At 72.0% G+C, this 24,711-nt stretch carries 26 protein-coding genes and 2 pseudogenes; 17 read left to right on the forward strand and 11 right to left on the reverse strand.

Features of this window, described 5'->3' with window-relative positions; translation table 11 throughout:
• Window positions 1-24: 24 nt before the first annotated feature.
• From AB0H75_RS33505 to AB0H75_RS33515, 3 genes are all read right to left on the reverse strand, one after another.
• Window positions 25-687, reverse strand: coding sequence for a TetR/AcrR family transcriptional regulator (locus AB0H75_RS33505; protein ID WP_367803415.1), 663 nt, complete (start codon window positions 685-687; stop codon window positions 25-27).
• 27 nt (window positions 688-714) lie between these two features.
• On the reverse strand, window positions 715-1,683 hold the full coding sequence (locus tag AB0H75_RS33510) for an ABC transporter substrate-binding protein (RefSeq protein ID WP_367803417.1): 969 nt from the start codon (window positions 1,681-1,683) through the stop codon (window positions 715-717).
• Window positions 1,684-1,782: 99 nt separating this feature from the next.
• Window positions 1,783-2,574 carry a GNAT family N-acetyltransferase gene (locus AB0H75_RS33515; RefSeq protein WP_367803419.1) on the reverse strand — a complete coding sequence of 264 codons (792 nt, stop codon included), beginning with the start codon at window positions 2,572-2,574 and terminating at the stop codon, window positions 1,783-1,785.
• Window positions 2,575-2,756: 182 nt separating this feature from the next.
• On the opposite strand from AB0H75_RS33515, the gene AB0H75_RS33520 reads away from it, so the two are divergent.
• Genes AB0H75_RS33520 through AB0H75_RS33560 form a run of 9 tightly spaced genes read left to right on the forward strand, consistent with a single transcriptional unit; the run spans window position 2,757 to window position 12,479 of the window.
• On the forward strand, window positions 2,757-3,596 hold the full coding sequence (locus tag AB0H75_RS33520) for an HAD family hydrolase (RefSeq protein ID WP_367803421.1): 840 nt from the start codon (window positions 2,757-2,759) through the stop codon (window positions 3,594-3,596).
• Window positions 3,593-4,057, forward strand: a complete 465-nt coding sequence (locus AB0H75_RS33525; protein WP_367803423.1) for a DMT family transporter — start codon at window positions 3,593-3,595, stop codon at window positions 4,055-4,057. Before AB0H75_RS33520 ends, AB0H75_RS33525 begins: the two co-directional genes overlap by 4 nt.
• A 2-nt stretch (window positions 4,058-4,059) precedes the next feature.
• The gene (locus AB0H75_RS33530) at window positions 4,060-4,521 is read left to right on the forward strand and encodes a DMT family transporter (protein WP_367803425.1); all 462 of its coding nucleotides are present in this window, start codon (window positions 4,060-4,062) and stop codon (window positions 4,519-4,521) included.
• The gene (locus AB0H75_RS33535) at window positions 4,500-5,714 is read left to right on the forward strand and encodes a questin oxidase family protein (RefSeq protein WP_367803427.1); all 1,215 of its coding nucleotides are present in this window, start codon (window positions 4,500-4,502) and stop codon (window positions 5,712-5,714) included. The genes AB0H75_RS33530 and AB0H75_RS33535 overlap by 22 nt, the downstream gene beginning before the upstream one ends.
• Window positions 5,715-5,724: 10 nt before the next feature.
• Window positions 5,725-6,384 (forward strand): uracil phosphoribosyltransferase, encoded by a 660-nt coding sequence (gene upp, locus AB0H75_RS33540; protein WP_367803429.1) that lies wholly within the window; start codon window positions 5,725-5,727, stop codon window positions 6,382-6,384.
• Complete coding sequence (locus AB0H75_RS33545) at window positions 6,381-10,175, forward strand: amino acid adenylation domain-containing protein (protein ID WP_367803431.1); 3,795 nt, start codon at window positions 6,381-6,383, stop codon at window positions 10,173-10,175. Before upp ends, AB0H75_RS33545 begins: the two co-directional genes overlap by 4 nt.
• The gene (locus AB0H75_RS33550; RefSeq protein WP_367803433.1) at window positions 10,175-10,405 is read left to right on the forward strand and encodes a tautomerase family protein; all 231 of its coding nucleotides are present in this window, start codon (window positions 10,175-10,177) and stop codon (window positions 10,403-10,405) included. The genes AB0H75_RS33545 and AB0H75_RS33550 overlap by 1 nt, the downstream gene beginning before the upstream one ends.
• Window positions 10,402-11,331 carry a pseudouridine-5'-phosphate glycosidase gene (locus AB0H75_RS33555; protein WP_367803435.1) on the forward strand — a complete coding sequence of 310 codons (930 nt, stop codon included), beginning with the start codon at window positions 10,402-10,404 and terminating at the stop codon, window positions 11,329-11,331. Before AB0H75_RS33550 ends, AB0H75_RS33555 begins: the two co-directional genes overlap by 4 nt.
• An 11-nt stretch (window positions 11,332-11,342) precedes the next feature.
• On the forward strand, window positions 11,343-12,479 hold the full coding sequence (locus tag AB0H75_RS33560) for an LLM class flavin-dependent oxidoreductase (RefSeq protein WP_367803437.1): 1,137 nt from the start codon (window positions 11,343-11,345) through the stop codon (window positions 12,477-12,479).
• Window positions 12,480-12,488: 9 nt separating this feature from the next.
• Here the strand turns inward: AB0H75_RS33560 and AB0H75_RS33565 are convergent, their stop codons facing one another.
• Window positions 12,489-12,695 (reverse strand): hypothetical protein, encoded by a 207-nt coding sequence (locus AB0H75_RS33565; RefSeq protein WP_367803439.1) that lies wholly within the window; start codon window positions 12,693-12,695, stop codon window positions 12,489-12,491.
• Here AB0H75_RS33565 and AB0H75_RS33570 point away from each other — a divergent pair.
• From AB0H75_RS33570 to AB0H75_RS33580, 3 genes and pseudogenes are all read left to right on the forward strand, one after another.
• Window positions 12,687-13,133 (forward strand): acyl-CoA dehydrogenase family protein, encoded by a 447-nt coding sequence (locus AB0H75_RS33570; protein ID WP_367803441.1) that lies wholly within the window; start codon window positions 12,687-12,689, stop codon window positions 13,131-13,133. The genes AB0H75_RS33565 and AB0H75_RS33570 overlap by 9 nt on opposite strands.
• 90 nt (window positions 13,134-13,223) lie before the next feature.
• Window positions 13,224-13,298 (forward strand): annotated as a pseudogene (locus AB0H75_RS33575) (hypothetical protein); the annotation flags it as partial.
• A gap of 56 nt (window positions 13,299-13,354) precedes the next feature.
• Window positions 13,355-13,525 (forward strand): annotated as a pseudogene (locus tag AB0H75_RS33580) (alkanesulfonate monooxygenase); the annotation flags it as partial.
• Window positions 13,526-13,573: 48 nt separating this feature from the next.
• Here AB0H75_RS33580 and AB0H75_RS33585 read toward each other — a convergent pair.
• The 4 genes from AB0H75_RS33585 to AB0H75_RS33600 all read right to left on the reverse strand — a co-directional run bounded on the left by AB0H75_RS33585 (window position 13,574) and on the right by AB0H75_RS33600 (window position 17,241).
• Window positions 13,574-14,068 carry a beta-class carbonic anhydrase gene (locus AB0H75_RS33585; protein ID WP_367803443.1) on the reverse strand — a complete coding sequence of 165 codons (495 nt, stop codon included), beginning with the start codon at window positions 14,066-14,068 and terminating at the stop codon, window positions 13,574-13,576.
• A gap of 77 nt (window positions 14,069-14,145) precedes the next feature.
• A complete protein-coding gene (locus AB0H75_RS33590; RefSeq protein WP_367803445.1) occupies window positions 14,146-15,000 on the reverse strand; it encodes a carbohydrate ABC transporter permease in 855 nt (284 codons plus the stop codon).
• Entirely contained in the window at window positions 14,990-15,934 is a 945-nt protein-coding gene (locus tag AB0H75_RS33595) for a carbohydrate ABC transporter permease (RefSeq protein ID WP_367803447.1), read from the reverse strand. The genes AB0H75_RS33590 and AB0H75_RS33595 overlap by 11 nt, the downstream gene beginning before the upstream one ends.
• On the reverse strand, window positions 15,931-17,241 hold the full coding sequence (locus tag AB0H75_RS33600; protein ID WP_367803449.1) for an ABC transporter substrate-binding protein: 1,311 nt from the start codon (window positions 17,239-17,241) through the stop codon (window positions 15,931-15,933). The genes AB0H75_RS33595 and AB0H75_RS33600 overlap by 4 nt, the downstream gene beginning before the upstream one ends.
• A gap of 159 nt (window positions 17,242-17,400) precedes the next feature.
• On the opposite strand from AB0H75_RS33600, the gene AB0H75_RS33605 reads away from it, so the two are divergent.
• Complete coding sequence (locus AB0H75_RS33605; RefSeq protein WP_367803451.1) at window positions 17,401-18,351, forward strand: zinc-binding alcohol dehydrogenase family protein; 951 nt, start codon at window positions 17,401-17,403, stop codon at window positions 18,349-18,351.
• A gap of 23 nt (window positions 18,352-18,374) precedes the next feature.
• Here AB0H75_RS33605 and AB0H75_RS33610 read toward each other — a convergent pair whose 3' ends face one another.
• Entirely contained in the window at window positions 18,375-18,764 is a 390-nt protein-coding gene (locus AB0H75_RS33610; protein WP_367803453.1) for a winged helix-turn-helix transcriptional regulator, read from the reverse strand.
• Window positions 18,765-18,871: 107 nt separating this feature from the next.
• On the opposite strand from AB0H75_RS33610, the gene AB0H75_RS33615 reads away from it, so the two are divergent.
• The 4 genes from AB0H75_RS33615 to AB0H75_RS33630 all read left to right on the forward strand — a co-directional run bounded on the left by AB0H75_RS33615 (window position 18,872) and on the right by AB0H75_RS33630 (window position 21,889).
• On the forward strand, window positions 18,872-19,498 hold the full coding sequence (locus AB0H75_RS33615) for an LUD domain-containing protein (protein WP_367803455.1): 627 nt from the start codon (window positions 18,872-18,874) through the stop codon (window positions 19,496-19,498).
• 64 nt (window positions 19,499-19,562) lie between these two features.
• A complete protein-coding gene (locus AB0H75_RS33620) occupies window positions 19,563-20,609 on the forward strand; it encodes an LLM class flavin-dependent oxidoreductase (RefSeq protein WP_367803457.1) in 1,047 nt (348 codons plus the stop codon).
• Between the two features lie 60 nt (window positions 20,610-20,669).
• On the forward strand, window positions 20,670-20,795 hold the full coding sequence (locus AB0H75_RS33625) for a hypothetical protein (RefSeq protein WP_367803459.1): 126 nt from the start codon (window positions 20,670-20,672) through the stop codon (window positions 20,793-20,795).
• Window positions 20,795-21,889: a YeiH family protein gene (locus AB0H75_RS33630; protein ID WP_367803461.1), complete on the forward strand. Its 1,095-nt coding sequence runs from the start codon at window positions 20,795-20,797 to the stop codon at window positions 21,887-21,889. Before AB0H75_RS33625 ends, AB0H75_RS33630 begins: the two co-directional genes overlap by 1 nt.
• Window positions 21,890-21,964: 75 nt before the next feature.
• On the opposite strand, the gene AB0H75_RS33635 is transcribed toward AB0H75_RS33630, so the two are convergent.
• Window positions 21,965-23,671: an FG-GAP repeat domain-containing protein gene (locus AB0H75_RS33635; RefSeq protein WP_367803463.1), complete on the reverse strand. Its 1,707-nt coding sequence runs from the start codon at window positions 23,669-23,671 to the stop codon at window positions 21,965-21,967.
• A gap of 55 nt (window positions 23,672-23,726) precedes the next feature.
• Window positions 23,727-24,711, reverse strand: a 985-nt coding sequence (locus AB0H75_RS33640; RefSeq protein WP_367803465.1) for an FG-GAP repeat domain-containing protein, incomplete at its 5' end; no start/stop codon positions are given.

The following is a 24,711-nucleotide window of genomic DNA, read 5'->3' on the forward strand; positions in this document are numbered from 1 at the left end:
CCGACAGATATAGGGGGTATTACCTCAAGGGGTGGGAGCCGCTTCCGGGCCGTAGACCCGCAGGAACACTCGTACGGCGGCTCTGGCGACCTCCCGCAGCTCCTCTTCGGGCACCTCGCGCGAGCCCATGGCCGAGCGCGTCTCCATCGGCCCGACCAGCAGCGACCGTAGCTGCTCGGCGGCCTCGTCCGGCCGGCTGAGGCTCAGCCGGCCCGCGAGCGCCAGCCGGGCGAGCCGGTCGGCGAGAGCCTCGACGGCGGGCTTCGCCGCCCGCTCCTGGACGATGTCGAGCAGGTGCGCGTCGCGGCTCATCTCGGCGTAGACCAGGCGCCGCATCGCCGTGGCGCGCGCATCGGTGTAGCACCGCAGCAGCCGTAGGCCCGCCTCCTCCAGGCGCTCGCGCAGCTCTCCGGTGTCGGCACGCAGGAGGTCGATCGCGTCGAGGTTCTTCCGCAGCACGCGCTCGGCCTCGGCGGCGATCGTCTCGCGCAGCAGGCTCTGCTTGTCACCGAAATGGTTGTAGACGGTGTGCTTGGCCACCTCCGCCTCGGCGGCGATCACATCGACGCTGGTCTGGGCGTACCCGTCGCGCGCGAAGGCGGTGAACGCCGCGCGGAGGATCGCGTGGCGCTTGTCCATCCGTCCGCGCGGCACGGCCCGGCCCCCGGGCACGATCTTTCCGGTCACCCGGCTACCGTACCCGGGGCCCGCGGGTCACGAGGCGGGCTGGCGGGGCAGGCCGGGCGGGTTGATCTGCGACTTCGGGATGGCCTCGTTGGCCAGGCCCCAGCGTTCCAGCACCTGCTTGTAGGTGCCGTTCTCGATGACCGTGTTCAGGGCCTCGTGCACCGGCTGGACCAGGCCGTTGCCCTTCTTCGTCATGGCCGCGATGAGGCCCTGCAGATCCGGCCCCGCCCCGGAGAACGTGCCCACGATGCGGGAGTCGCCGCTGACGGCGATGTTGTAGGCGATGTTCGGGTTGGGGCCGAAGTACGCCTGCACGCGGCCCGACTTCAGGGCCAGCAGCACGTCGCCGTACTTCTCGTAGTAGAGGATCTCGACCGGCTTGCGGCCGGCGGCGCGGTTCTCCCTGTCCCAGTCGAGCAGGATCTTCTCCTGGTTGGTGCCCGAGCCGACCGACACACGCAGCCCGGCGATGTCGGCGGGGCCCTTGATCGCCTTGATGGGGCTGGTGGCGGGCACCTGCCAGGCGAGCTGGTCGATGCGGTACGTGGCGAAGTCGTAGGTGTCCTTGCGCTCCTCGGTGACGGTGACGTTGCTGAAGACGGCCTCGTACTTGCCGGACTTGACGGCCAGGAACAGGTTCTCCCACGAGCTGGACTGCGGGGTGAACTCCAGGCCGAGCACGTCGGCGACGAGCTGGGCGAGATCGGTCTCCACGCCGATGAGGGTGGTGTCGTCGGTGGCCGGGGACACCAGCGGGGGCGAGCCGCTGGCGCTGAAGCCGACGGAGAGTTTGCCGTCGGCGGCGATCTCCTTGGGCACCTTGGCCGCGATGGCCGCGACCTTCCCGGTGCGCACCCGGTTCTGCTCCGGGCTCAGGTTGATCTTCTTGCCGGAGACCACCGGGGCGGGGGCGGCCGGGGTGTCGAGCGCCGGTTCGGCGCCACAGGCGGCGAGGACGGCGACGGCGAGGAGGAGGGGCAGGGGTGCAGCACGCATGTCTGTCGTCCTTGTGGTGTCAGAGGGCCTTGGCACGGTCCGCATGGCCCGCGGCGGGATGATCCGGAACGACCGCCGCGGCCCGGACCTCCGGCGGCGTCATGGGGCGCCCTCGGTGCGGTCGCGCGCCGGGACCCGTACGGTGCGGAACTCCGTGGTGCGGCGCAGGCGGAAGCCGAGCCGCTCGTACAGGCGGATCGCGTACGTGTTGGTGGCGGAGGCGTGCAGGAACGGCGTCTCGCCGCGGTCCCGGATGCCCGCGGCGACCGCGAGCACCAGCCGGGTCGCCAGCCCCCGCCCCCGGTGGGCCGGGTCGGTGCAGACGGCGCTGATCTCGGTCCAGCCCGGCGGGTGCAGCCGCTCCCCCGCCATCGCCACCAGCGCGCCGCCGTACCGGATCCCGAGGTAGACGCCCAGCTCGACGGTACGCGGCAGGAACGGGCCGGGCCTGGTCCGCTCGACGAGGTCCAGCATCTCCGGCACGTCCGCCGGGCCCAGCCGCACCACGCCGGGGTCGCGCGCCCCGGCGACGCGTTCGCCGGTGAGCTGGACGCCGGGGATGTTCCTGGACTCCTCCCAACCGGCCGGTGGCACCACCGCCGGGCCGGTCAGCGGCACGTCGCCGCCCTCACCGGCCAGCTCCGCCGCGTCCCGCCAGTCGGCGGGGCCCGGGTCGTGCGGCATCGACAGGAACGGGGAGACGTCGAGGGGGTAACGCAGCACCCGGCCGCGCCGTTCCGCGAGGTGGGCGTGCGCTCCGAGCAGCGAGGCCCGCACCGGGTCGTCCAGCGGGTCGAAGCCGGCGCCTGTCTCCGCGGCCGGTACGGGGGTGATCGGCACAGGGGTGATCGGTACGGGGGTGATCGGTAAGGGACGGGACTCCACATCCATGAGCCGGGACCTTTCTCGCGTCCGTCAGCCGCCTCAGCTCAGCACAGCTCCCGAAAACCGTCAAGTCCTACTTGTTTAGTTGGTTTTTTGTAGCTTCCCCACATTACCCACTTGATTTATGGCAAATCTCTTCCTACCTTGAAGCTCCAGCAGCCGGAGAGGATGTCATGAGTCGTCGGACCGTGTTCGATTCCGCCGTGTTCGATTCCGCCGCGTTCAATCTCCCCTCGTTCGATCTCGTCGTGTTCGATCTCGACGGAACCCTCGTCGACACCCCACGCGCGATCGTCGAGACCTTCACCGCCGCGTTCGGCGCGCTGGGCGTGGCCGCGCCCCTGCCCGCGGTCATCCGCGCCACGATCGGGCTCCCGCTCGAACGGGCCTTCGGCGACCTGCTGACCGCGGCGCCGGACGGCGAGCTGGTGGCCGAAGGCATCCGGCACTACCAGCGGCTGTTCAAGGAGATCATCCTGCCGCGCGCCGGCGAGCTGGTCTTCCCCGGCGTGGCCGAGGGGCTGCACGAGCTGCGCGCCCGGGGCAGCACCCTCGCCGTGGCGACCAGCAAGTTCCACGCCAGCGCCGACGCGTTGCTGCGGTCGGCGGGCCTGCGGGACCTGTTCGCCCTGGTGGTGGGGGCCGACCAGGTCAGCAGGCCCAAGCCCGATCCGGAGTCGGGGCTGCTGGTGATGCGCACGCTCGGCGTGGCGGCGCGGCACACGGTGATGGTGGGCGACACCGCGCACGACATCCACATGGCGCACGCGGCGGGCATGCGCTCGATCGCCGTCACCTACGGTGTTCACGGCGCCGACGAGCTGGCCCTTGCCGGTCCCACCTGGATCGCCGACACGTTCGCCGAGGTCGTCGCCCTGCTGGGAACGCAGCCGGCGCCCGGTGCGCAGCCTGCACGCGGTGCGCAGCCGGCGCACGGTGCGCAGCCGGCGCCCGGTGCGCAGCCTGCACGCGGTGCGCGGCCGCAGGAGGGCGCGGCGCGGCCGAAGGCGGGGGAACCGGTGCCATGAGCGGGCGCGCGCTCGACTGGTCGCTCGCGATCGCCGGCGGCGTGCTGCTCACGCTGATGACCCAGGCCAACGCCGTGCTCGCCGGCCACACCGGCGCCCTGTACGCCTCCTGGGCCGCGCACGGGCTCGGGGCCGTGGTGGCCTCGATCCTGGTGCCGGCCCTCGCCCGCCGCGCACCGGCCGCCGCCCCCGGCGAGAGCCAGGGCCGCGCGCCGCTCTGGTACTACCTGGGCGGCATCCCCGGCGCCCTCGTCGTGGTCCTGTCGGCCGTCGCGGTCAACAGCGAGCTCGCCCTGGCCGGCACCATCGCCCTGATGCTCACCGGCCAGATCCTCTTCGGCACCGTCTCCGACCACCTGGGCCTGCTCCACACCCCCAGGCGCCGGATCACGCCGATGGATCTGGCGGTGGCCGCCTGCGTGCTGGCCGGCAGCGTCCTCATCGTCCTCGGCGGAGCGTGACCATGCTCTTCTTCGTCGTCCTGGCGCTGCTCAACGGCGTACTCATCGGCACGAGCCGCACGGTCAACGGCCGGCTCAGCACCAGGAAGGGCGCGTTCCGGGCGTCCGTGTGGAACCACGTGGTCGGCTTCGCGTTCCTGAGCGTGGTCCTGCTCGTCCTGCGCGCGTGGCCGGACGTCACGGGCACGCCCGTCGCCGCCTACGCGGGCGGGGTGTTCGGCGCCCTGTTCGTCGCGGTCAACAGCTACGTCTTCCCCAGGCTCGGGGCGATGAGCGCCTCCGTGCTGGTGATCAGCGGGCAGGTGCTGTCCGCCGTGGTCATCGACTGTGTCCAGCACCGCGCGTTGCCGGCGCCGATCCGGCTGGCCGGCGTGGTGCTCGTGTTCCTGGGGCTCGGCCTGCCCCGCTTGTCAGCCCGTCTCCGGCAGAGGGAGATCCGTCCGTGCCCGACCGAGAAGAAGTGATCGACGCACTCCTCGACGACCGTACGTACCACATCGAGTTCAACGGCCACCTCACCAACCATGCCAAGCACGCCGTCGTGGCCCTGGCCGGGCTGGGCGTGCCCGCCGCCGACATCAAGGCGTACTACGACGCGTACGCGAAGCTGACCTCCTACGGGTTCGGCCTGGAAGCGCCCAAGCCGGACCGGCATCTCATCACCGAGCGGAACTGGCGCGAGCACCTGGGTCAGCGCACCAGCTTCTGGTCCTACTGCGACTTCTTCGACCGGCGCGAGCGGGAGCTCGGCCTGGAGGAGGTGTTGCGCCGGTACGTGCCCGAGCTGCTGCCCGGCTGGACGGGCTCGTTCACGCACGCCACCATCCACCTCGGCTGGGCGCTGGACGTCGGCCACCGGTGGATGGCGATCGAGGGGCTGGCCTACCTGGCCTTCTCGTACTCGACCTGCCATCCGGAACGGGCCCGGCCGCCGCGCGAGGACGGCGCGCCCGTGGACTCGCTGTTACGGCTGGCCGGCGTGTGGGACGAGCACCGCGACGAGCTCACCCACTGGGTCGCCGGCATCCTCGCCGACACCTCCCCCGTGGAGGACGGCCGCATCCACCCGGAGCTGCTCCGCTCCGGCCTGCAGTTCAGGATCGCCCGCACGCTGAGCGAGGGCCATCCTCTCTTCTACGACACGCCCGCCTGGACAGGGAACGACACGTGGAACGACACGTGGGAGCCGCTGTACTACGCGGTCTCCCTGCTCTACCTGTCACGTCCGGGCGACTTCGTGCTCCTGCACCTGATCACCTCCCTGTACGCGGTGGAGCGGATCGCCGAGCGCCTGCCGGCCGAGCAGCGGCGGGAGGCCGTCGTCTGTTTCTGGATCGGGCTGCTCGGCACCGTCTTCTCCGGCGGCGACTTCCCGCACCGCGCCAAGCTCGCCGCCCTGCACCGGATCTTCTCCGAGGCCACGGACGAGAGCCCGGCCGAGAGCCCGGCCGAGAGCCCGGGCAGGGACGCCGGCGACTGGGACACGATCGTGGGCCGGGCCGTCCTGGAGGAAGAGGAGCACAATCCCAAGCTCGTGTACGTGCTGCGCCGCGTGTGGGAGCGCAGCGGCCGCCGCTCGATCTACCGGGTCGCCGCCGGCCAGTTCACCGCCACGCCCGAGCTCCCGCCCTCGTTCGACGAGCCGCCCACCGCCTGACGGGACCGCCATGCCTGCCCAGCACAACCTTCACCTGCTCCCGCAGACCAGCCAGTTACGCGCCCTGCACACGGTCGTGCGCGACCGGCACGCCGGGCTCGACGCCTTCGTCCTGCACTCCCGCCGCATCATCCGCCTCCTGCTGGAGGCCGGGCTCGACCAGCTCCCCTTCACCGAGCATCACGTGACCACGCCGGTGGGCGCCACCTACCGGGGGCTGAGGCACACCGCGGACGTCTGCGCCGTGGCCGTGGTCAGGGCCGGGGAGAGCATGGAGGCCGAGTTACGCGACATCCATCCCGGCATCCGCATCGGCAAGATCCTCATCCAGCGGGACAAGCAGACGAAGCTCCCGCACCTGTACTACTCGCACCTGCCGCCCGGCATCGCCGACAGCCACGTCCTGCTCCTGGAGCCGATGCTGGCCACCGGGGGCTCGGCCAACGCCGCCATCGACGTGCTGCTCAAGGCCGGCGTGCGGGAGGAGCACATCGTTCTGATCGACTTCATCGCCGCGCCCGAGGGCATCCGCGCCGTCACCGAGGCGCACCCGCACGTCAGGATCGTCGTCTCCTCGATCGAGGAGCGGCTGAACGACAACGCCTTCATGGTCCCGGGCATCGGCGACTTCGGCGACCGCTACTTCGGCACCACCGATCCAGGAGCATGATGATCACCGTTCCTTCCGCCCGGCCGGCCGGTCCCCGCACGCCCGTCGGCCTCGGAGCCTGCCTGCCGGACCTCCTGCTCCAGCAGGCCGAGAGCCGGCCCGACGCGGTCGCGGTCACCGGGGCCGGCGGCAGCCTCACCTTCCGCGAGCTCGTTCGCGACGCCCTCCGGCTGGCGGCCCGTCTGCGGCGGCTGTCCACGGGCCCGGACGACTGCGTCGGCCTGTACGCCGACCCCTCGGCCGACCTGATCACCGGCGTCTGGGGGATCCTCATGGCGGGGGCCGCGTACCTGCCGCTCTCCCCCGACTACCCGCGCGACCGGGTCCGCTTCATGATCGAGGACAGCCGGGCCGCCGTCGTCGTCACCCAGCCCCACCTCGTCCGCGAGGTGTCGGAGCTGGCGCCGCCGGGCACCCGGATCGTCAGCCTGGCCGGCGAGCCCGCCGAGCCCGGCGAGCCCGGCGAGGAGCGGCCCGCGGAGGCGGCCTGGCGCCCCGGCTCCCTCGCCTACGTCATCTACACCTCCGGCAGCACGGGCCGTCCCAAGGGCGTGATGATCGAGCACCACAGCATCGCGTCGCAGCTCCGCTGGATGCACACGTGCGGCCACGTCGGCCCGCACACCACGGTGCTGCAGAAGACACCCGCGAGCTTCGACGCCGCCCAATGGGAGATCCTGGCGCCCGCGTTCGGCAGCCGGGTCGTCACGGCCCCGGCGGGGAGCCACCGCGACCCGGACGCGCTCATCGACACCATGGCCGCCTACGACGTCACCACCCTCCAGTGCGTGCCCACGCTGCTCGAAGCGCTCGTGGACACGGGGCGGCTGGCCCGCTGCACCGCCCTGGCCCGGGTCTTCTCCGGCGGCGAGGCCCTGACCAAGCGGCTGGCCAGGGACGTCTTCGCCGCGCTGCCCGGCGCGTCGCTGATCAACCTGTACGGCCCCACCGAGTGCACGATCAACGCCACCGCCCACGTCGTCGATCCCTGGCAGGCCGGCGACGGGGACGGGACGCTCCCGATCGGCGTGCCGGTGGACAACACGCACTGCTTCGTCCTGGACGCGAGCCTGGCCCCCGTGGACATCGGGGAGACCGGCGAGCTCTACATCGGCGGCGCCCAGCTCGCCCGGGGCTACCTGAACCGGCCGGAGCAGACCCGCGAGCGGTTCGTCCCGTCGCCGTTCGTCCCCACCCAGCGGCTCTACCGCACCGGCGACCTGGCGTACTGGAATCCCGACGGCACGCTCCAGTTCGCCGGCCGCGCGGACGACCAGGTCAAGCTGCGCGGTCACCGGATCGAGCTGGGCGAGGTGGCGCGGGCCGCCGAACGGCACGCCTGGGTACGGCGGGCGGCGGCGGTGGTCGTGACCGACGACCGGACCCGTTCCCCGCAGCTGGTCGTGTGCGCGGAGCTGGATCCCCGCGAGGCCGCGCTCATGGACCAGAGCCACCGCTCGGCGCATCACCGCTCCAAGGCCGACCGCCTGCAGGTACGGGCACAACTCGCCGACGCGGGGCTCAGGCCGGACCTGGCCGGCCGGCCGGCGGTGGCGCTGCCGCACCGCGACGAGCCCGCCGAGCTGCGGCGGGCGGTCTTCGCCCGCAAGACCTACCGGTTCTACGAGGGCGGACCGGTCACCCGCGCGGACCTGCTGGCGTTGCTCGCCCCCGGGCCGGGCACGACGCGCGCCCGCCACTCCGGCGCTCTCGGGCTGGACGAGCTCGGGCGGATCCTGCGCTGGTTCGGCCAGTTCCGCAGCGACCGGCGGCTGCTGCCCAAGTACGCCTACGCCTCCCCCGGCGCCCTGTACGCGACCCAGCTCTACGTGGAGGTCACCGGCGTGGCCGGCCTGGCATCCGGGCTGTACTACTACAACCCGGCCGATCACGCCCTGGTCCGCGTCGGCGCGGCCCGGTTGCCCGAGGACGGCGGGCTGAGGGTGCACCTGTCCGGCAGGCGGGCGGCGATCGAGCCGGTCTACCGGGAGAACCTGCACGAGGTCCTGGAGTTCGAGGCCGGTCACATGGTGGGCGTCTTCGAGGACGTGCTGCCCGCGTACGGGCTGGACATCCGCCCGCTGGACCGCATCGCCTCGGCGCGGGAACGGCTCGGCGTCGAGCCCCACGACCACTACATCGGCACGTTCGAGATCCGCCCGCACGACGGCTCGCCGCGCGCCGAGGACGTCGAGGTCCACCTCCAGGCGCATCCCGGCCGGGTGCCGGACCTGTCCGCGGGCTGGTACCGGCATCGCGACGGCACGCTGGACCGGGTCGCCGACGAGATCGTGCAGCGCCGGCACGTCGTGGCGATCAACCAGCAGGTGTACGACCGCGCCGCCTTCGGCCTCGCCCTGCTGGCCAGGGAGACGCGGCCGTGGCTGGCCTACGTCGTGCTGGGCGCCCGGCTGCACCACCTGCAGCGCAACGGCCTGGGCCTCGGCCTGATGTCGTCGGGGTACAGCTCGAAGAGCGGCCACCCGATGCCCGCGGCCCGGCGCGTGGCGGAGATCCTCGCGGGCGCGGGCGCGGCGGACCCGCAGGCGATGTACTTCGCCCTGGGCGGCCGGGTCAGCGCCGAGCAGATCGCCGGCGAGGACATGCGCGAGGACGCCGTCCACATGAAGGGCCCCGCCGAGCTGATCAAGGACGAGCTGGCCCGCCTGCTCCCCGACTACATGCTGCCCAACCGGGTCCTGCTCGTGGACGCGCTGCCGCTGACGGCGAACGGTAAGGTGGACGCCGCCGCGCTGCGCGCCCTGGCCCGGCCGCGACCGGCCGCCCCGCACGCGCCGCCCGCGACCGCGACCGAGCGGTGGCTGGCCGCCGAGTGGGGCCGGCTGCTGAAGTACGACGAGGTGTCGGCGACGGACGACTTCTTCGCCTGCGGCGGCAACTCGCTGACCGCGGTGGCGCTCGTCAACCGGGTCAACCGGGAGTTCGGCACGCGCTTACCCTTCCAGGCGCTGTTCGAGTCGCCCAGGCTGACGGAGCTGGCGGCACGCGTGGACGCCGGGCAGGCGGCGCCCTCCTCGCGGCTGGTGCCCCTCGGGCGCGCCGCGCGGGGCCGGCCGGTGTTCTGCTGGCCCGGGCTCGGCGGCTACCCGATGAACCTGCGCCTGCTGGCCCGCCACGCCGCGCGCGACCGCTCGTTCTACGGCGTCCAGGCGTACGGGCTGAACCCCGGCGAGGAGCCGTACCCGTCGATCCAGGACATGGCCGCCGCCGACGTGGCCGAGATCAGGCGCGTGCGGCCGCGGGGGCCGTACACGTTGTGGGGCTACTCCTTCGGCGCGCGCGTCGCCTTCGAGGCGGCCAGGCAACTGGAGGAAGCCGGCGAGCAGGTGGACGAGGTCGTGCTGATCTGCCCGGGCAACCCCCGGGTGGGGGCCGGGAGCCGGCCCCGGGAGGCGTCCTACGCCAACCCCGAGTACGTGACGATCCTCTACTCCGTCTTCACCGGCACGGTCGCGGGCCCCGGCCTGGAACGCTGCCTGGAGCGGGCCAGGGACGAGGAGAGCTTCACCGGTTTCGTGCACGGCCTGCTGCCGGAGCTGGACCGCCCGCTGATCCGCAGGATCGCCCGCCTGGTGGCCAGGACCTACGCCTTCCCGTACACCTTCGACGGGCTCGCCGCGCCGGTGACCGTCGTCAGGGCAGCCGGCGACGAGCAGCCGCACATCGACGGGAAGGTGTCCGAGCTGGCCGCCGACCACTACGGCGCGCTCAAGGAGCCCGGCGTGGCCGAGCTCGCCCGCGCCATCCGCACGAGCACGAAGGAGTCGTGATGCCGCACGTCACCATCCAGCACTTCCCCCTCGACCTCGGCCCCGAGCAGAAGCGACGCCTGGCGGACGCGCTGACCGCGGTGGTGGTGGAGCAGTTCGGCACCTATGAGGGAGCCGTGTCCATCGCGCTCGAACCGGTGGATCCGGGCGACTGGAGCGCCGCGGTGTACGAGCCGCGGATCGCCGGCCGCCCGGAGCTGCTGATCAAGGCCCCGGAGTACCGCCGTTGAGCGGCATCCCGCTGGTGGTCGCCGAGGAGGTGGCGCAGGCGCTGGCCGAGGGCCGGGCGGTGGTCGCGCTGGAGTCGAACGTGATCACGCACGGCCTGCCGTACCCGGACAACGCCGCCACCGCCGTCAAGGTGGAGTCCGCGGTGCGGGCCGGCGGGGCGGTGCCGGCGACGATCGGGGTGGACGGCGGCCGGCTGCTGATCGGCATGGGAGAGGCGGACATCGAGCGGTTCGCCTCGACCCCCGGCATCCCGAAGGCCGGCAACCGGGACCTGCCCGTGGTGCTGGCGCGCGGCGGGCTCGGCGCCACCACCGTGGCCTCCTCGCTGGTGGCCGCCGAGCTGGCGGGCATCCCGTTCTTCGCCTCCGCGGGCATCGGCGGGGTGCACCGGGGCGCGGAGACGACGATGGACGTCTCCGCCGACCTCATCCAGTTCACCCGCTCCAGGGTGGCGGTCGTCTGCGCCGGGGCCAAGAACATCCTGGACCTCGGGCTGACCCTGGAGTACCTGGAGACGCAGGGCGTGCCGCTGGTGTCGTACCGGTCGGACGACTTCCCGGCCTTCTACTGCGCTTCCAGCGGCCTGCGCAGCCCGCACCGCGTCGACGACCCCGACGTCATCGCCCGCGTCGTGGACAACCACTGGGCGGCGGGCAGCCGCGGCGCGGTCGTCATCACCACCCCGCCCCGCCCCGAGGACGCCGTGGACCCCGCGGTGGCCGAGGCCGCCGTGCGCGCGGCGCTGGTCGCCGCCGAGCGGGCCGGCGTCAGGGGCAACGCGATCACCAAGTACCTCATGCGGGCCGTGGACGAGGTCACCGGCGGGCGGACCTCGCAGGCCAACATGGCGGTCCTCATCAGCACGGCCGAAGTCGGCGGCGTGCTCGCCGCCGCGCACGCCCGCCACCGATCCGCTCTCCGATAAGGACGCCTCACATGCCCGTGGAGTTTCTCGGCATCGCCTACACCAACAACGCCTCGGAGACCACCGCCCGTTCCGGGCTCTCCTTCGACAAGGACTACACGCTCAGGCTCGCCCGCGCCCACGAGGACCACGGCTGGGACCGGGTCCTGTTCGCCTACGGGTCGGACACGCCGGTCCCCACGCCGGCCGCGGGCTGGCTGGCGGCGAAGGTGGAGCGGCTGCAGATCCTGCTGGCGCACCGGCCGAACGTGTCCTACCCGACGTACGCCGCGCGCTCGTTCGCGACGCTGGACCACATCAGCGACGGGCGGCTGACCATCCACTTCATCACCGGCGGCAACGACCACGAGCAGCGGCGCGAGGGCGACACGCTGACCAAGGACCAGCGCTACAGCCGGACCAGGGAGTACATCCAGATCGTCAAGAAGGTGTGGACCAGCAGGGAGCCGTTCGACCACGAGGGCGAGCACTACCGCTTCCACGACTACGTCAGCGACATCTTCCCGGTGCAGGACCCGCATCCGGGGGTCTCCTTCGGCGGCTCCTCGCCCGCCGCGTACGCCGCCGGCGGCGCCGAGGCGGACGTCTACTGCCTGTGGGGCGAGCCGCTGGCCGACACCGCCCAACAGATCGAGGCGGTGTGGGCGGCGGCGCGCGCGGCCGGGCGGGCCGACCGGCCGCGCATCCAGGCGGCCTTCCGCCCGATCCTCGCCCCGACCGAGGAGCTGGCCTGGGAGAAGGCGGAGCGCACGGTCGAGGCCATCCGGGCGCGGCGGGCCGTCCGGCAGCCGCCGCGCGGCCACGCGCCGGACGGGCCGGAGAACACCGGCGCGCAGCGGCTGATCGCCATCGCCGCCAGGGGCGAGCGCTTCGACCGGGCCCTGTGGACGCCCACGTCCGCCGCCACGGGCGGGGAGGGCAACTCCAACGCCCTGGTGGGCACCCCGGAGACCGTGGCGAAGGCGCTGCTCGACTACTACGACCTGGGCGTGGACATCATCTCCGCCCGGGGCTACGACCTGCTCGGCGACGCCGTCGACTTCGGGCGGCAGGTGATCCCGATCATCCGGGAGGAGGTGGCCAGGCGCGACCGCGAGGGGGCGGAGCGCGGGCCGCACCTGCTGGAGAAGATCACCGCCGGGATCTGACGGTCCGGGTCAGGCGAGGGGAAAGCCCTGCCGGCGGAACGAGTCGCGGATGGTGTGCCGACCGTCGAGGCCGCCCTTGTCCGCGATCCGCCAGGCCAGGCGGTCCAGCACCCAGTCGGCGGGCTTCTCCTGCTCGGTGTGGTAACGCCCGATCCGCCGGCGGTAGCCGGCGATCTCGGCGGGGTCCGGCGGCGTGCAGGTCTCCTGGTGCAGCACGACGTCCCGGCCCAGGCGCGGCTTGACGTCGGCTTCCGGGGGCCGCAGCTCCACGGCGCGTACGCCCAGCTCCTGCACGCCGCCATCGACGTGGGCACCGCCGGCGGAGCGCTGGAGGAGGCGCTGCTCGACCGGGCCGCGCAGGCCGTGGACGCCGCCCGCTACGACCTGACCGACGAGACGGCGGCCGCCGCCTCCATCGCCGTGGCCGCGGCCAAGGCGTTCGCCGACCCCGTGGCGATGGAGCTGGGCAACGCGATCTTCGAGCTGGGCGGCACCCGCTCCAGCCTCGACGGGCTCAACCTGCACCGCCACTGGCGCAACGCCCGTACCCACACCCTGCACGACCCGGCCCGCTGGAAGATCCAGCACATCGGCCGCTACGTACTCGACGGCAAGCCGCCGCCCCGGCACGGCCTGCTCCAGGAGAGACGATGAGTCTGACGTTCCACTGCTTCCTGCCCACCTACGGCGACAGCCGCGACGTCGTGGGCGAAGGACGCCCGCTACGCCCGTACCGGCGAGTTCCTGCACGTCGTGCGCTCGTTGTGGCAGGGCCAGAGCGTGAGCTTCACCGGCGAGCACCTGCGGGTGGAGGAGGCGCGGCCGGCCCGGCTGCCCGACCCGGTGCCCGAGGTGTACGTCGGCGGCTCCTCCGACACCGGCTCACCGAGTTCGTGCTGTCGGGCTACCCGCACCTGGAGGAGGCGTACTGGTTCGGCGAGGGCGTGCTCCCCCTCCTGCGCGAGCGGGGCCTGTGGCAGCACCCCGCGGAGCCGGCCGCCGCCGAGCCGGCCTCGATCCCGTTCGCCGCGACGGGAGCACGGTGAGCGCGGCGAGCACAGGGAGCGCGGCGAGCGCCCTTCGCGAGGGGCCGCCTACGCCTTCACCTCGCGCAGCCGGCCGGCCTCGACCTCGTAGACGAACCCGCGGACCGCGTCGCGATGGGGGATGAACGGATCGGCCTTGATGCGGGCCACCGACTGGCGGACGTCCTCCTCCAGGTCGGCGAACGCCTCGGCGGACCAGTCGGGCTTGATGCCGGTCTCCGCCCGGATGCTCTCCTTGAACGCGTCGTCGGTGAAGGTGAGCATGCCGCAGTCGGTGTGATGGATGAGGATGATCTCACGGGTGCCCAGCAGCCGCTGGCTGATGGCCAGGCTGCGGCGCCCGTCGGCGGTGACGACGCCCCCGGCGTTGCGGATGACGTGCGCGTCGCCTTCCCGTAGCCCCAGCAGGCCGTACACGTTGAGCCGGGCGTCCATGCAGGCGAGGACGGCCACGCCCTTGGCGGGCGGGAGCGGCAGGTCTCCCTGGTCGAAGGAGGCGGCGTAGCGCTCGGCGTTGGCCAGCAGCTCGTCGGTGACGCTCATGGGATCTCCTCGCTTGTCCGGTATTCCCTACACGTTAAATAGGATACGCGGTCCGTGGCGGCGGCGCCCTCGGATTCTCAGTCGAGGGCGCCCAGGGTGATGCCCTCGATGATGTGGCGCTGCGCCGCCACGGCCACGACCAGGACGGGGACGATCGTGATGAGGGACGCGGCCATGATCAGGTTGTACTGGGTGGTGAACTGGCTCTGGAACACCGTCAGCCCCTGGGACAGGACCTCCATGTCGGTGGTGTTCACCACGATCAGCGGGAACAGGAAGTTGTTCCAGTTCTGCAGGAACAGGATGATCGCCAGCGCCGCGACGACCGGCCGGGCCAGCGGCAGGTAGACGCTGCGGAAGATCCTCGACTCCGACGCCCCGTCGATGCGGGCGGCCTCGGCCAGCTCCGCCGGGGTGCCGAGGAAGAACTGGCGGAACAGGAAGGCGCCCAGCGCCGAGGCGATGTTGGGGACGATCAGGCCCTGGTAGGTGTTGAGCCAGTGGAGCCGCCCGAGCAGCTCCGACACCGGCACGATGATCGCGCTGAACGGGACCATCAGGCCGCTGAGCGTGAGCAGGAACAGGATCCGCCGGCCGGGGAAGGAGAAGCGGGCGAAGGCGTAACCGGCCAGCAGCCCGCTCGCGAGCTGGCCCGCCGTCGCCGCCACGCCGAAGATCGCCGTGTTGAGATACCAGCGGGCGAACGGCGCCTGCCCGAGGGCCCGCGGGATGTTCGACCACTGCGGATCTACCGGCCACAGCGGGGCGGCCGGGTTGATGATCTGGCCGTCGGTCTTGAGCGCGCTCAGCGCCATCCACACCAGCGGGAAGAGCACGATCAGGACCGCCAGGCCGAGCAGCGCGTACACGGTGGCGCGGCGGGCGAGCAGGCCGGCGGCCCCGCCCCCGGCCGGAGCCGTACTAACCCGCACGGCGCCCCGCCACGGCGGCGCGGTCCGTCCGCCCGAGCAGCCCGATCTGGACGACGGTGATCACCAGGGTGAGCAGGAACAGCACGACGCCCATGGCGTTCGCCCGGCCGGTGTCGAACTGCACGAAGCCCTCGTTGTAGATGTAGTAGAGAGCGGTCCGGGTCGCGCCGTCCGGACCGCCCTGGGTCAGGACGTAGATCTGGGTGAACGTCTGCAGGCCGGTCACCGTGGTGATCACCCAGATCAGCAGCGTGTGCCGGCGCATCATCGGCCACTGGACGTGCACGAAGCGGCGCCACGGCCCGGCCCCGTCCACGCCGGCCGCGTCCAGCACGTCAGCGGGCAGCGACTTCAGCGCCGCCAGGTAGAGGATCACGTTCTGCCCGAAGAACTGCCACGCGCCGAAGGTGAGCACGGCGAGCAGGGCGGGGCCGGGAGCGGACAGGACGTCCAGCTCGGGCAGGTGCGCCGCGGCCAGCAGGCGGTTCACCAGCCCGAACTGCGGCGCGAACAGGTTTCCCCAGATCAGAGCGGTCGCCACGACGGGCAGCACCAGCGGGATCACGAACGGCGCCCGCAGCCGAGCCACGCCCGGCATCCGCGAGTTGAGCAGCAGCGCGAGCACCAGCCCCGCCCCCATCGTCAGCAGGACGAACCCCACCGTGTAGACACCGGTGACGCCCAGCGCGTGAGCGCCGCCGGACTCCAGCATGCCGCGGTAGTTCGCCAGGCCCACGTACCGGAGCGTGGTGTCGAAGACATCGCCCCCGTACAGGCTCCGCCAGGCCAGCATGCCGAGCGGGACCAGCGAGAAGGCGACGGTGAGCAGCACGGTCGGCGCCACGAACGCGTACGCCAGCGCCCAGGTCCGGTACCGCCGCCGCCGGGCCCAGGTCGTGCCGTGGCGGGCCGGCGGGCCGGGGCGCGGCGTCATCCCGCGCTCTTCAGCGCCGCGTCCCCTTCCCTGGCCGCCTGGGCCAGGGCCTCGGCGGGCGTCTTCTCGCCGCGGAGCGCCGCGTTGATCTGCGTCCACAGGCTCTGGGAGATCGCGTTGTACGCCGGCGTGATCGGGCGTACCTTGCCGGTGCGTAGGGCATCGGCGAACACCGCGTACGTCGGGTCCTCGGCGATCCGGTCCTTCAGCGCCTTCTGCTGGAGCTGCGCCGGGCTGGAAGGCAGCCCGCCGTTCTGCGCGGCCAGCAGGGCGCCCTGCTCGGGGGAGCCGAGGAACTTGAGGAACTCCAGGCCGGCCTTCTGCTCGGCGTCGGAGGTCTTCAGCAGCGCGGCCACGCCGATGCCGATGCTCGTCGAGGTGCCCGCGGCGCCCTTGGGCAGCGGGGCCACGCCGAAGTCGATCCCGGCCTTCTCGAAGGTCGAGATCGCCCACTGGCCGTTGGCGATCATCGCGACCGCGCCGCTGGCGAACGCGGGCGCCCCGTCGAAGCTGCCCGCCTGCGCGTAGCTGGTGCTCGGCGCGGACTTGTTCTTGATCAGGTCGGTCCAGGTGGTGAGCGCCTTGACGCCGGCCGGGCTGTTGAAGGCTGTGGCCGTGCCCTCCGCGTTGAGGAGGGTGCCGCCTTCGGCGTACAGCAGCGGCGACCAGGCGAAGGTGATCCACTCGGCCTCGCCGAGCGGGACGTAGAAGCCGTAGGTCTTCTTGGCCGGGTCCGACAGCTTCCTGGCGTCCTCGGCCAGCTCGGTCCAGGTGGCCGGCGGCCGGGCGATGCCCGCCGCCTTGAACGCCTTCTTGTTGTAGAACAGCACGATGTCACCCACCCCGGCCAGGGCGAGGCCGAGCTGGTGTCCCTGGTGGAACAGCGACTCGCGGATCCCGGGGTACAGGGCGTCGGTCTCCGCCTCCACCTGGCCGTCCAGGGGGACCAGCTTGCCGCTCTTCGCGATCTGCGGCAGGTCGGAGGGGTTCTGGGTGAGCAGGACGGTGGGATGGGTGCCGTTCCGCAGCGCCGCGATCACCTTCGGCAGGTACTGGTCGGAGCTGGCGATGAACTGGCCCTTGGCGTGCAGCCCGGGGTGGCTCTTGGCGAACGCCGCGTCCACCTTCGCGATCTGGTCCGGCTGCCAGCCGCTGGTCCAGTACGTGAAGGTCGTTCCCGCACCGGACGACGGGCCCGACGGCGAGGACGCACCGGAACCACTCGAACCACCGCATCCCCCGATGGTCAGGACCACGCCCAGCGCCACCGCACCGGCTCCGATCACCTTGCGCACGATCGCCGCCATCCCTTTCGATATTGTCTATCTGAAAAGTAGGTAAAGGGAAGCCCTCGTGTCAATGGATCGCGCCGATCCCGAGGGCGCTCGGGGGTCGCGGCCGAGAGGGACCGAGAACGAGAGGGCCCGAGAACGAGAGGGCCCGAGAACGAGAGGGGCGGAGGAGCCGTGCGCGTTGTCAGGATTTCCAGGTTCGGTGGTCCGGAGGTGCTGGAGGTGGTCGAGGCGGCCGACCCGGTGCCGGGGCCCGGCGAGGTGGTGGTGGAGGTCGCGGCGGCCGGCGTCAACTACGCGGACCTGTCCCGGGCCGCCGGGAGCTATGGCGGCGTGACCCTGCCTTTCGTCCTGGGCTCCGAGGTCGTCGGCCGTACCCCTGACGGGCGGCGGGTGGTCGCCTTCACCTTCGCCGGCGGCGGCTTCGCGGAGCGGGCGGTGGTCCCGGCCACCGAAGTGGTCGAGATCCCCGAGGAGGTGGGCGACGGGGAGGCGCTGGCGATGCTGGTGCAGGGCCTGACCGCCTGGCACCTGCTGCGCGGCTCGGCCCGGCTCGGCCAGGGCGAGTCGGTGGTGGTGAACGCCGCCGCCGGCGGGGTGGGCAGCCTCGCCGTCCAGCTCGCCCGCGAGTTCGGCGCGGGCCGGGTGATCGCGGCGGCCTCGACCGAGGAGAAGCGGGCCCTCGCCCTGGAGCTGGGCGCCGACGCGGCGGTGGACAGCGAGCCGGAGGGCTATTCCGCGCGGGTCAGGCAGGCCAACCAGGGACGCGGAGCGGACGTGGTGCTGGACGCCAACGGCGGCGCCGCCCTCGCCGCCGGCCTGGACGCGCTGGCCCAGTTCGGCCGGTTGGTGAGTTACGGCAACGCCTCCCGGCAGGGCCGTCCCCCGGTGGACGCCGAGCGGCTCGCCGAGGGCAATCTCACGTACGCCGGGTTCTGGCTGCGCCCCGCCCTCACGCTCGACGACGGCTTCCGCCGGCCGCTGACCGCCCTCCTCGACCTCGTCGCCAAGGGCCGGCTGCGCGTGGTCACCGGCGCGGAGTACCCCCTCGCCGACGCCGGCCGGGCCTTCGCCGACATCGCCGCCCGCCGCACCACGGGAAAGGTCGTCCTCCGCGTACGCTGAGCAGCGGTCCATGCTTTCCCTGTTCAACTCGCAGGGTTCGCCTCCCGGGGGTGGTCGTAGCGGTCGCGGGCGTCCTCGATGGCGCCGTGGTGCTCCAGCGCCCAGTCGACCAGCCCCCAGACCCGCTCCAGCAGGGTGCCGCCGAGCGGCGTCAGCTCGTACTCCACGTGCGGCGGCACCACGGGGTGCACGGTGCGGGCGACCAGCCCGTCACGTTCGAGGGTGCGCAGCGTGGCGGTCAGCATGCGCTGGCTGATCCCCGGGACGGCCCGCCTGAGCTCGGTGAAGCGGCGCGTGCCCTGCCCGAGCTCGTTGACGACCGCCAGCGTCCACTTCTCCCCCACCCGGTCCAGCACGTCACGGACCTGACAGGTCAGCTCGTCACGGGCGCGCAACGCGGCCGACGCATCCATGGTTCCCTCCAGTTCACCGAGGCAAGAAAAAGTGCCTACTTCCGGTAGGTATTTACCGTTACTCACAATGATCCCCGATACCAGACACCATCAGCAGAGGGATCATCATGTCCGTACAGACCGTCGTGCCCGATGAGACATTCGCCGCCGCCGCGCCCCCGGCACGAGTGGAGCGCGCCGCGGCCGCGCTGCGCGCCAACGGCTACCTGGTGCACGTCGTGGACACCGCCGCCGAGGCCCGCGCCCTGGTCGCCGGCCTGCTGCCGCGCGACGAGAAGGTGTTCACCGCCACCAGCCAGACGCTCAGGCTGTCTGGCATCGCGGCCGACATCGACGACTCCGGCGACTTCGCCTCCGTACGGGCGCAGGCCGGCGACCTCGGTGACGACGTCCAGGCGCACATCCGCCTGGGCGCCACGGCCGACGTGGTCGTGGGCAGCGTGCACGCGGTGACGGAGGACGGCCACCTGGTCGTCGCCTCGGCGAGCGGCAGCCAGCTCGCGCCGTACGCCTCGGGCGCGGGCCGGGCCATCTGGGTGGTGGGCGCCCAGAAGGTGGTGCCGGACCTGGAGACCGCGCTGCGCCGGATCCGCTCGTACAGCCTGCCCCGCGAGCACCTGCGGCTCCAGGAGTTCGGCCAGTCGTCGTTCATCGGCAAGATCCTCATCCTGGAACGCGAGGCGCTCCCCGAGCGCGGCACGGTCGTGCTCGTCCGCGAGCCGATCGGCTTCTGACCAGGCCGGTCCCACGCTCCCCGCGCTCCTTCTCGCGCTCCCTCCGAGACGAAAGAGGCCGAAAATGAGGTTCCTGGCGAGCACCCTGCTGTCCACCGACCCGGCGCTCTCCGCCCCCGGCCAGGGCGAGCACGACCGGCTTCTCGCCACCATCGACCTGGCGATCTGGGCCGAACGGCTCGGTTACGACGGCTTCGGGGTCGGGGAACGCCACAATCCGGGCTTCCTGTCGTCCTCCCCCGCCGTCCTGCTCTCCCACATCGCCGCGAGGACGTCCACGATCCGGCTGTTCACCACGGTGACCGTGCTGTCGCTGAACGACCCCGTACGGGTGGCCGAGGACTACGCCATGCTCGACCACCTGAGCGGCGGGCGGCTGGAGCTGGTCATCGGCAAGGGCAACGACGCCCCGTCGCTGGAGCTGTTCGGCGCCCGCCAGGAGGAGCAGTGGGACCGGCTCCAGGAGGGCTACGAGTTGCTGCGGCGGCTGTGGCGCGAGGAGTCGGTCACCTGGTCGGGACGGTTCCGGCCGGACCTGCGCGATGCGACCACCCGGCCGCGCCCGTACCAGCGTCCGGCGCCGGTCGTCTGGCACGGCTCGGCGTCGAGCGAGCGCTCGACGGAGCTGGCCGCGCGCTGGGGCGATCCGCTCTACTCCGCCAACGGCTTCCAGCCGGTCGAGCACTACCTGGCCCTCGTCCGGCACTACCGGGACCGCCTGGCGCACCACGGCCACGACCCGTCCGCGATCCCCCTGGCCGTCGGCGCCCACTCGCCGGTGATCGCCACCCGCTCGCAGGACGCCTACGCGCTGGCCAGGCCGGCGTTCGAGCGCTTCCGCCGCCACCCGGTGGCCGCCCGCAACGGCTTCCCGTACGAGAGCGTGGAGGACTTCGTCGCGCGGGGCTCGGCGCTGGTCGGCAGCCCCGCGCAGATCATCGACAAGCTCCTGGCCCTGCACGCGGCCTTCGGCAACGACCTGTTCGGCATCGGCGTCGAGGGGTTCTTCCACGACGACGACGCCACGACCCGCGGCCACCTGGAACGCTTCTTCGCCGAGGTGGCGCCGGTCGTCCGGGCCGAGACGGATATTTCAGAGTATTCCTATTGATTTCATAGGGATTTTTGCGGAGGATCCCGTCTGAGAGCCAATGTCAGAGAAGGGCCTCCCATGAACCGGCAAGAACCCCCCGAAAGCCGCACCGCGTTCAACGAGGACTGGGCCGCGACCATCCTCGGCCTGGTCCTGCTCGTCCTCGTCCTGGTCGGCGTCATCCCGCCCGGGCTGGTGCCCTGATGACCGCCCCGGCCTCCACCGGCACCCGCACCTGGCAGTGGGGCGCGCTGGGCGTCCTGGTCGTGCTGCTGCTGGGCGCCGCCACCCGGTTCCTGGAGAAGGGCGTGCCCGCCTGGTTCGAGGGGTCCGCGCTGGCCAAGGCCATCGAGTTCCCGATCTACGCGATCGCCCTGGGCCTGCTCGGCAACGCCGTGCTCACCGCCGCCGGGCTGCGCGACCGGCTGGCGGACGGGTTCCGTACCGAGTTCTTCATCAAGACCGGGCTGGTGCTGCTGGGCGCCTCGATCAACCTCAAGGTGATCGTGACCGCCGCCGGGCCCGCGATCATCCAGGGCGTCGTGCTGATCAGCACGGTGTTCCTGTTCACCTGGTGGCTGGGCGGCAGGCTCGGCCTGGACGACAAGCTGCGCGCGCTGCTGTCGGCCGCCGTGTCGATCTGCGGGGTCAGCGCCGCCATCGCCGCCGCCGGAGCCGTACAGGCCAGGCGCGAGCAACTCGCCTACAGCGCCAGCCTGGTCATCGCCTTCGCGCTGCCGTCCATCTTCATCCTGCCCGCGCTGGCCTCCCTGCTCGGGCTCAGCCCGCAGGTGGCCGGCGCCTGGATCGGCGGCAACATCGACACCACCGCGGCCGTGACCGCCGCCGGCACCATCGTCGGCGAGAACGCCCTGGCCATCGCCACCATCGTCAAAGTCACCCAGAACGCGCTCATCGGCATCGTCACCATCGCCCTGACCGCCTGGTTCGCCTTCCGGATCGAGCGCCGCCCCGACGCGCCCCGCCCCGGCCCGGCCGAGCTGTGGCGGCGCTTCCCGAAGTTCGTCCTCGGGTTCGTGGCCGCGTCCGTGATCGCCACCTGGTGGCTGACCACCGTCAGCGCCGACCACGGCAAGCAGGTCATCGGCGTGGCCAACGACCTGCGGACGTGGTTCCTGATCCTGGCCTTCGTCAGCATCGGGCTGGAGTTCCGCGTCTCGTCGCTGCGGGAGGCGGGCTGGCGGCCGGTCTCGGTGTTCGCCGCCGCGACGGTGGTCAACGTGGTCGTCGCACTCGCCCTGGCCCTGCTGCTGTTCTCCGACTTCACGGCCGACTGAGAACCCAGGCCGTCCGGGGTGCAAACCGCGGGGACCGCCGCACGGTGGGTCACCGTGCGGCGGTCCCGAGGGGGGTCAGATCGGCTTGGCGCGGGACTGCTCGAAGTTGCCCGCCCCGCTGTCCCACAACAGCGACGGAGTGTTGAAGCCACCGGTCTTCGCCGTCCAGACCCACAGGCCGGTACGGGCACCGGAGTAGTCGTAGAAGGTGCCGAGATCGGTCATGCCGTCGCCGTTGAAGTCGCCGGCGACCGGCTTCGCCCGCAGCTGCTCGAAGTTGCCCGCCCCGCTGTCCCACAGCAGCGACGGCGTGTTGAACCCACCGGCCTTCGCCGTCCAGACCCACAGGCCGGTCCGCCCGCCCGAGTAGTCGTAGAACCCACCCAGGTCGGCCAGGCCGTCGCCGTTGAAGTCGCCCGCGACCGGCTTCACGCGCGACTGCTCGAAGTTCCCGGCCCCGCTGTCCCACAGCAGGGACGGAGTGTTGAACCCACCGGCCTTCGCCGTCCAGACCCACAAGCCGGTCCGCCCGCCCGAGTAGTCGTAGAACGCCCCGACATCACCCAGACCGTCGCCGTTGAAGTCACCGGCGACCGGCTTCGCCCGCAGTTGCTCGAAGTTGCCCGCCCCGCTGTCCCACAACAGCGACGGAGTGTTGAACCCGCCGGCCTTCGCCGTCCAGACCCACAGGCCGGTACGGGCGCCCGAGTAGTCGTAGAAGGTGCCGAGGTCGGCCAGGCCGTCGCCGTTGAAGTCGCCGGTGACGGGCTTGGCGCGCGACTGCTCGAAGTTGCCCGCCCCGCTGTCCCATAACAACGACGGAGTGTTGAACCCACCGGCCTTCGCCGTCCAGACCCACAGGCCGGTACGCCCGCCCGAGTAGTCGTAGAACGCCCCGACATCGGCCAGCCCGTCACCGTTGAAGTCACCGGCCACCGGCTTCATCCGGGGCTGCTCGAAGTTACCGGCACCGCTGTCCCACAACAGGGACGGAGTGTTGAACCCACCGGCCTTCGCCGTCCAGACCCACAGGCCGGTACGCCCGCCCGAGTAGTCGTAGAAGGCGGCCACGTCGGTGAGCCCGTCACCGTTGAAGTCGGCGCGCAGCGCGAAGTTCCCGGACGGCGGGTCGGTCGTGGCGCCCGCCCCGTCCCACAGGGCGTCGACGAGGAGCTGCGCGTCGTGGACCTCCTTGCCGTAGGCGTCGGGGACGGCCGACACCTGCACCTTCTGGCAGATGGCCCCGATGTCTCCGCTCATCCAGGAGTTGTTCGGGTACTTGCGCAGCATGGCGTTGAGGAAGGCGTTGGTGGCGTACACCGGGTCGATCAGCTGGGCGGGCGTGCCCCAGCCCTGGGACGGGCGCTGCTGGAACAGGCCAAGGCTGTCGTGGTCGGCGGCCACCGTGTAGTTGTGCAGGGTGCTCTCGGTGATGGCGGTGGTGACGGCGATGACGGCCGCCCGCTTGTCGAGCCCGCGGCCCTTGGTCGTGGACGTGATGATCCGGGCACACGACACGTTGTACGCGTTCACGCCGCGGCCGAGCCGCGGGCCGTTCATCTGGGGCCGGACCTGGTCGGCGATCGCCGTGTCCGTGCTGGTCGGGCCGCCGGACACGCAGGCTGTGTACTCCAGGCTCGCGGCCAGCTCCTGGGGCACGGGGCTGCCGGCCGGGCCGGGGGTGGGTTCCAGGGCCGCTGCCGGGGCGGTGCCCGCGGCGATCAGTCCGGCGGCCAGGAGGGCCGACGCGGTCACCATGCGGCTGACGTCAGAGATCTTCATGACAGCTCCTTGAGAAGAGAAGGGGGAGGAGGGTACGGCCGGGTGATCCGGGTGATCAGACCGGCTTGACGCGGGACTGCTCGAAGTTGCCGGCGCCGCTGTCCCACAGCAGCGACGGCGTGTTGAACCCACCGGTCTTGGCGGTCCACACCCACAGGCCGGTACGGGCACCGGAGTAGTCGTAGAAGGTGCCGAGGTCAGTCAGCCCGTCGCCGTTGAAGTCACCAGCGACCGGCTTCGCCCGCAGCTGCTCGAAGTTGCCCGCCCCGCTGTCCCACAGCAGCGACGGGGTGTTGAACCCACCGCTTTTGGCGGTCCAGACCCACAGGCCGGTACGGGCACCGGAGTAGTCGTAGAAGGTGCCGAGATCGGTCATGCCGTCGCCGTTGAAGTCACCGGCGACCGGCTTCGCCCGCAGCTGCTCGAAGTTGCCCGCCCCGCTGTCCCACAACAGCGACGGCGCGTTGAACCCACCAGCCTTGGCCGTCCAGACCCACAGGCCGGTACGCCCGCCCGAGTAGTCGTAGAACCCACCCAGGTCGGCCAGACCGTCACCGTTGAAGTCGCCCGCGACCGGCTTCATCCGGGGCTGCTCGAAGTTACCGGCCCCGCTGTCCCACAGCAGGAACGGCGTGTTGAACCCACCGCTCTTGGCCGTCCAGACCCACAAGCCGGTCCGCCCGCCCGAGTAGTCGTAGAACGCCCCGACATCACCCAGACCGTCACCGTTGAAATCACCGGCGACCGGCTTCGCCCGCAGCTGCTCGAAGTTGCCCGCCCCGCTGTCCCACAACAGCGACGGCGCGTTGAACCCACCGGCCTTCGCGGTCCACACCCACAGACCGGTCCGCCCACCCGAGTAGTCGTAGAACGCCCCGACATCACCCAGGCCATCACCGTTGAAATCACCGGCGACCGGCTTCGCCCGCAGCTGCTCGAAGTTCCCCGCCCCGCTGTCCCACAACAGCGACGGCGCGTTGAACCCACCGGCCTTCGCGGTCCACACCCACAGACCGGTCCGCCCACCCGAGTAGTCGTAG

It is taken from the genome of Nonomuraea sp. NPDC050783 (assembly GCF_040802095.1).
Taxonomy (GTDB): Bacteria; Actinomycetota; Actinomycetes; order Streptosporangiales; family Streptosporangiaceae; genus Nonomuraea.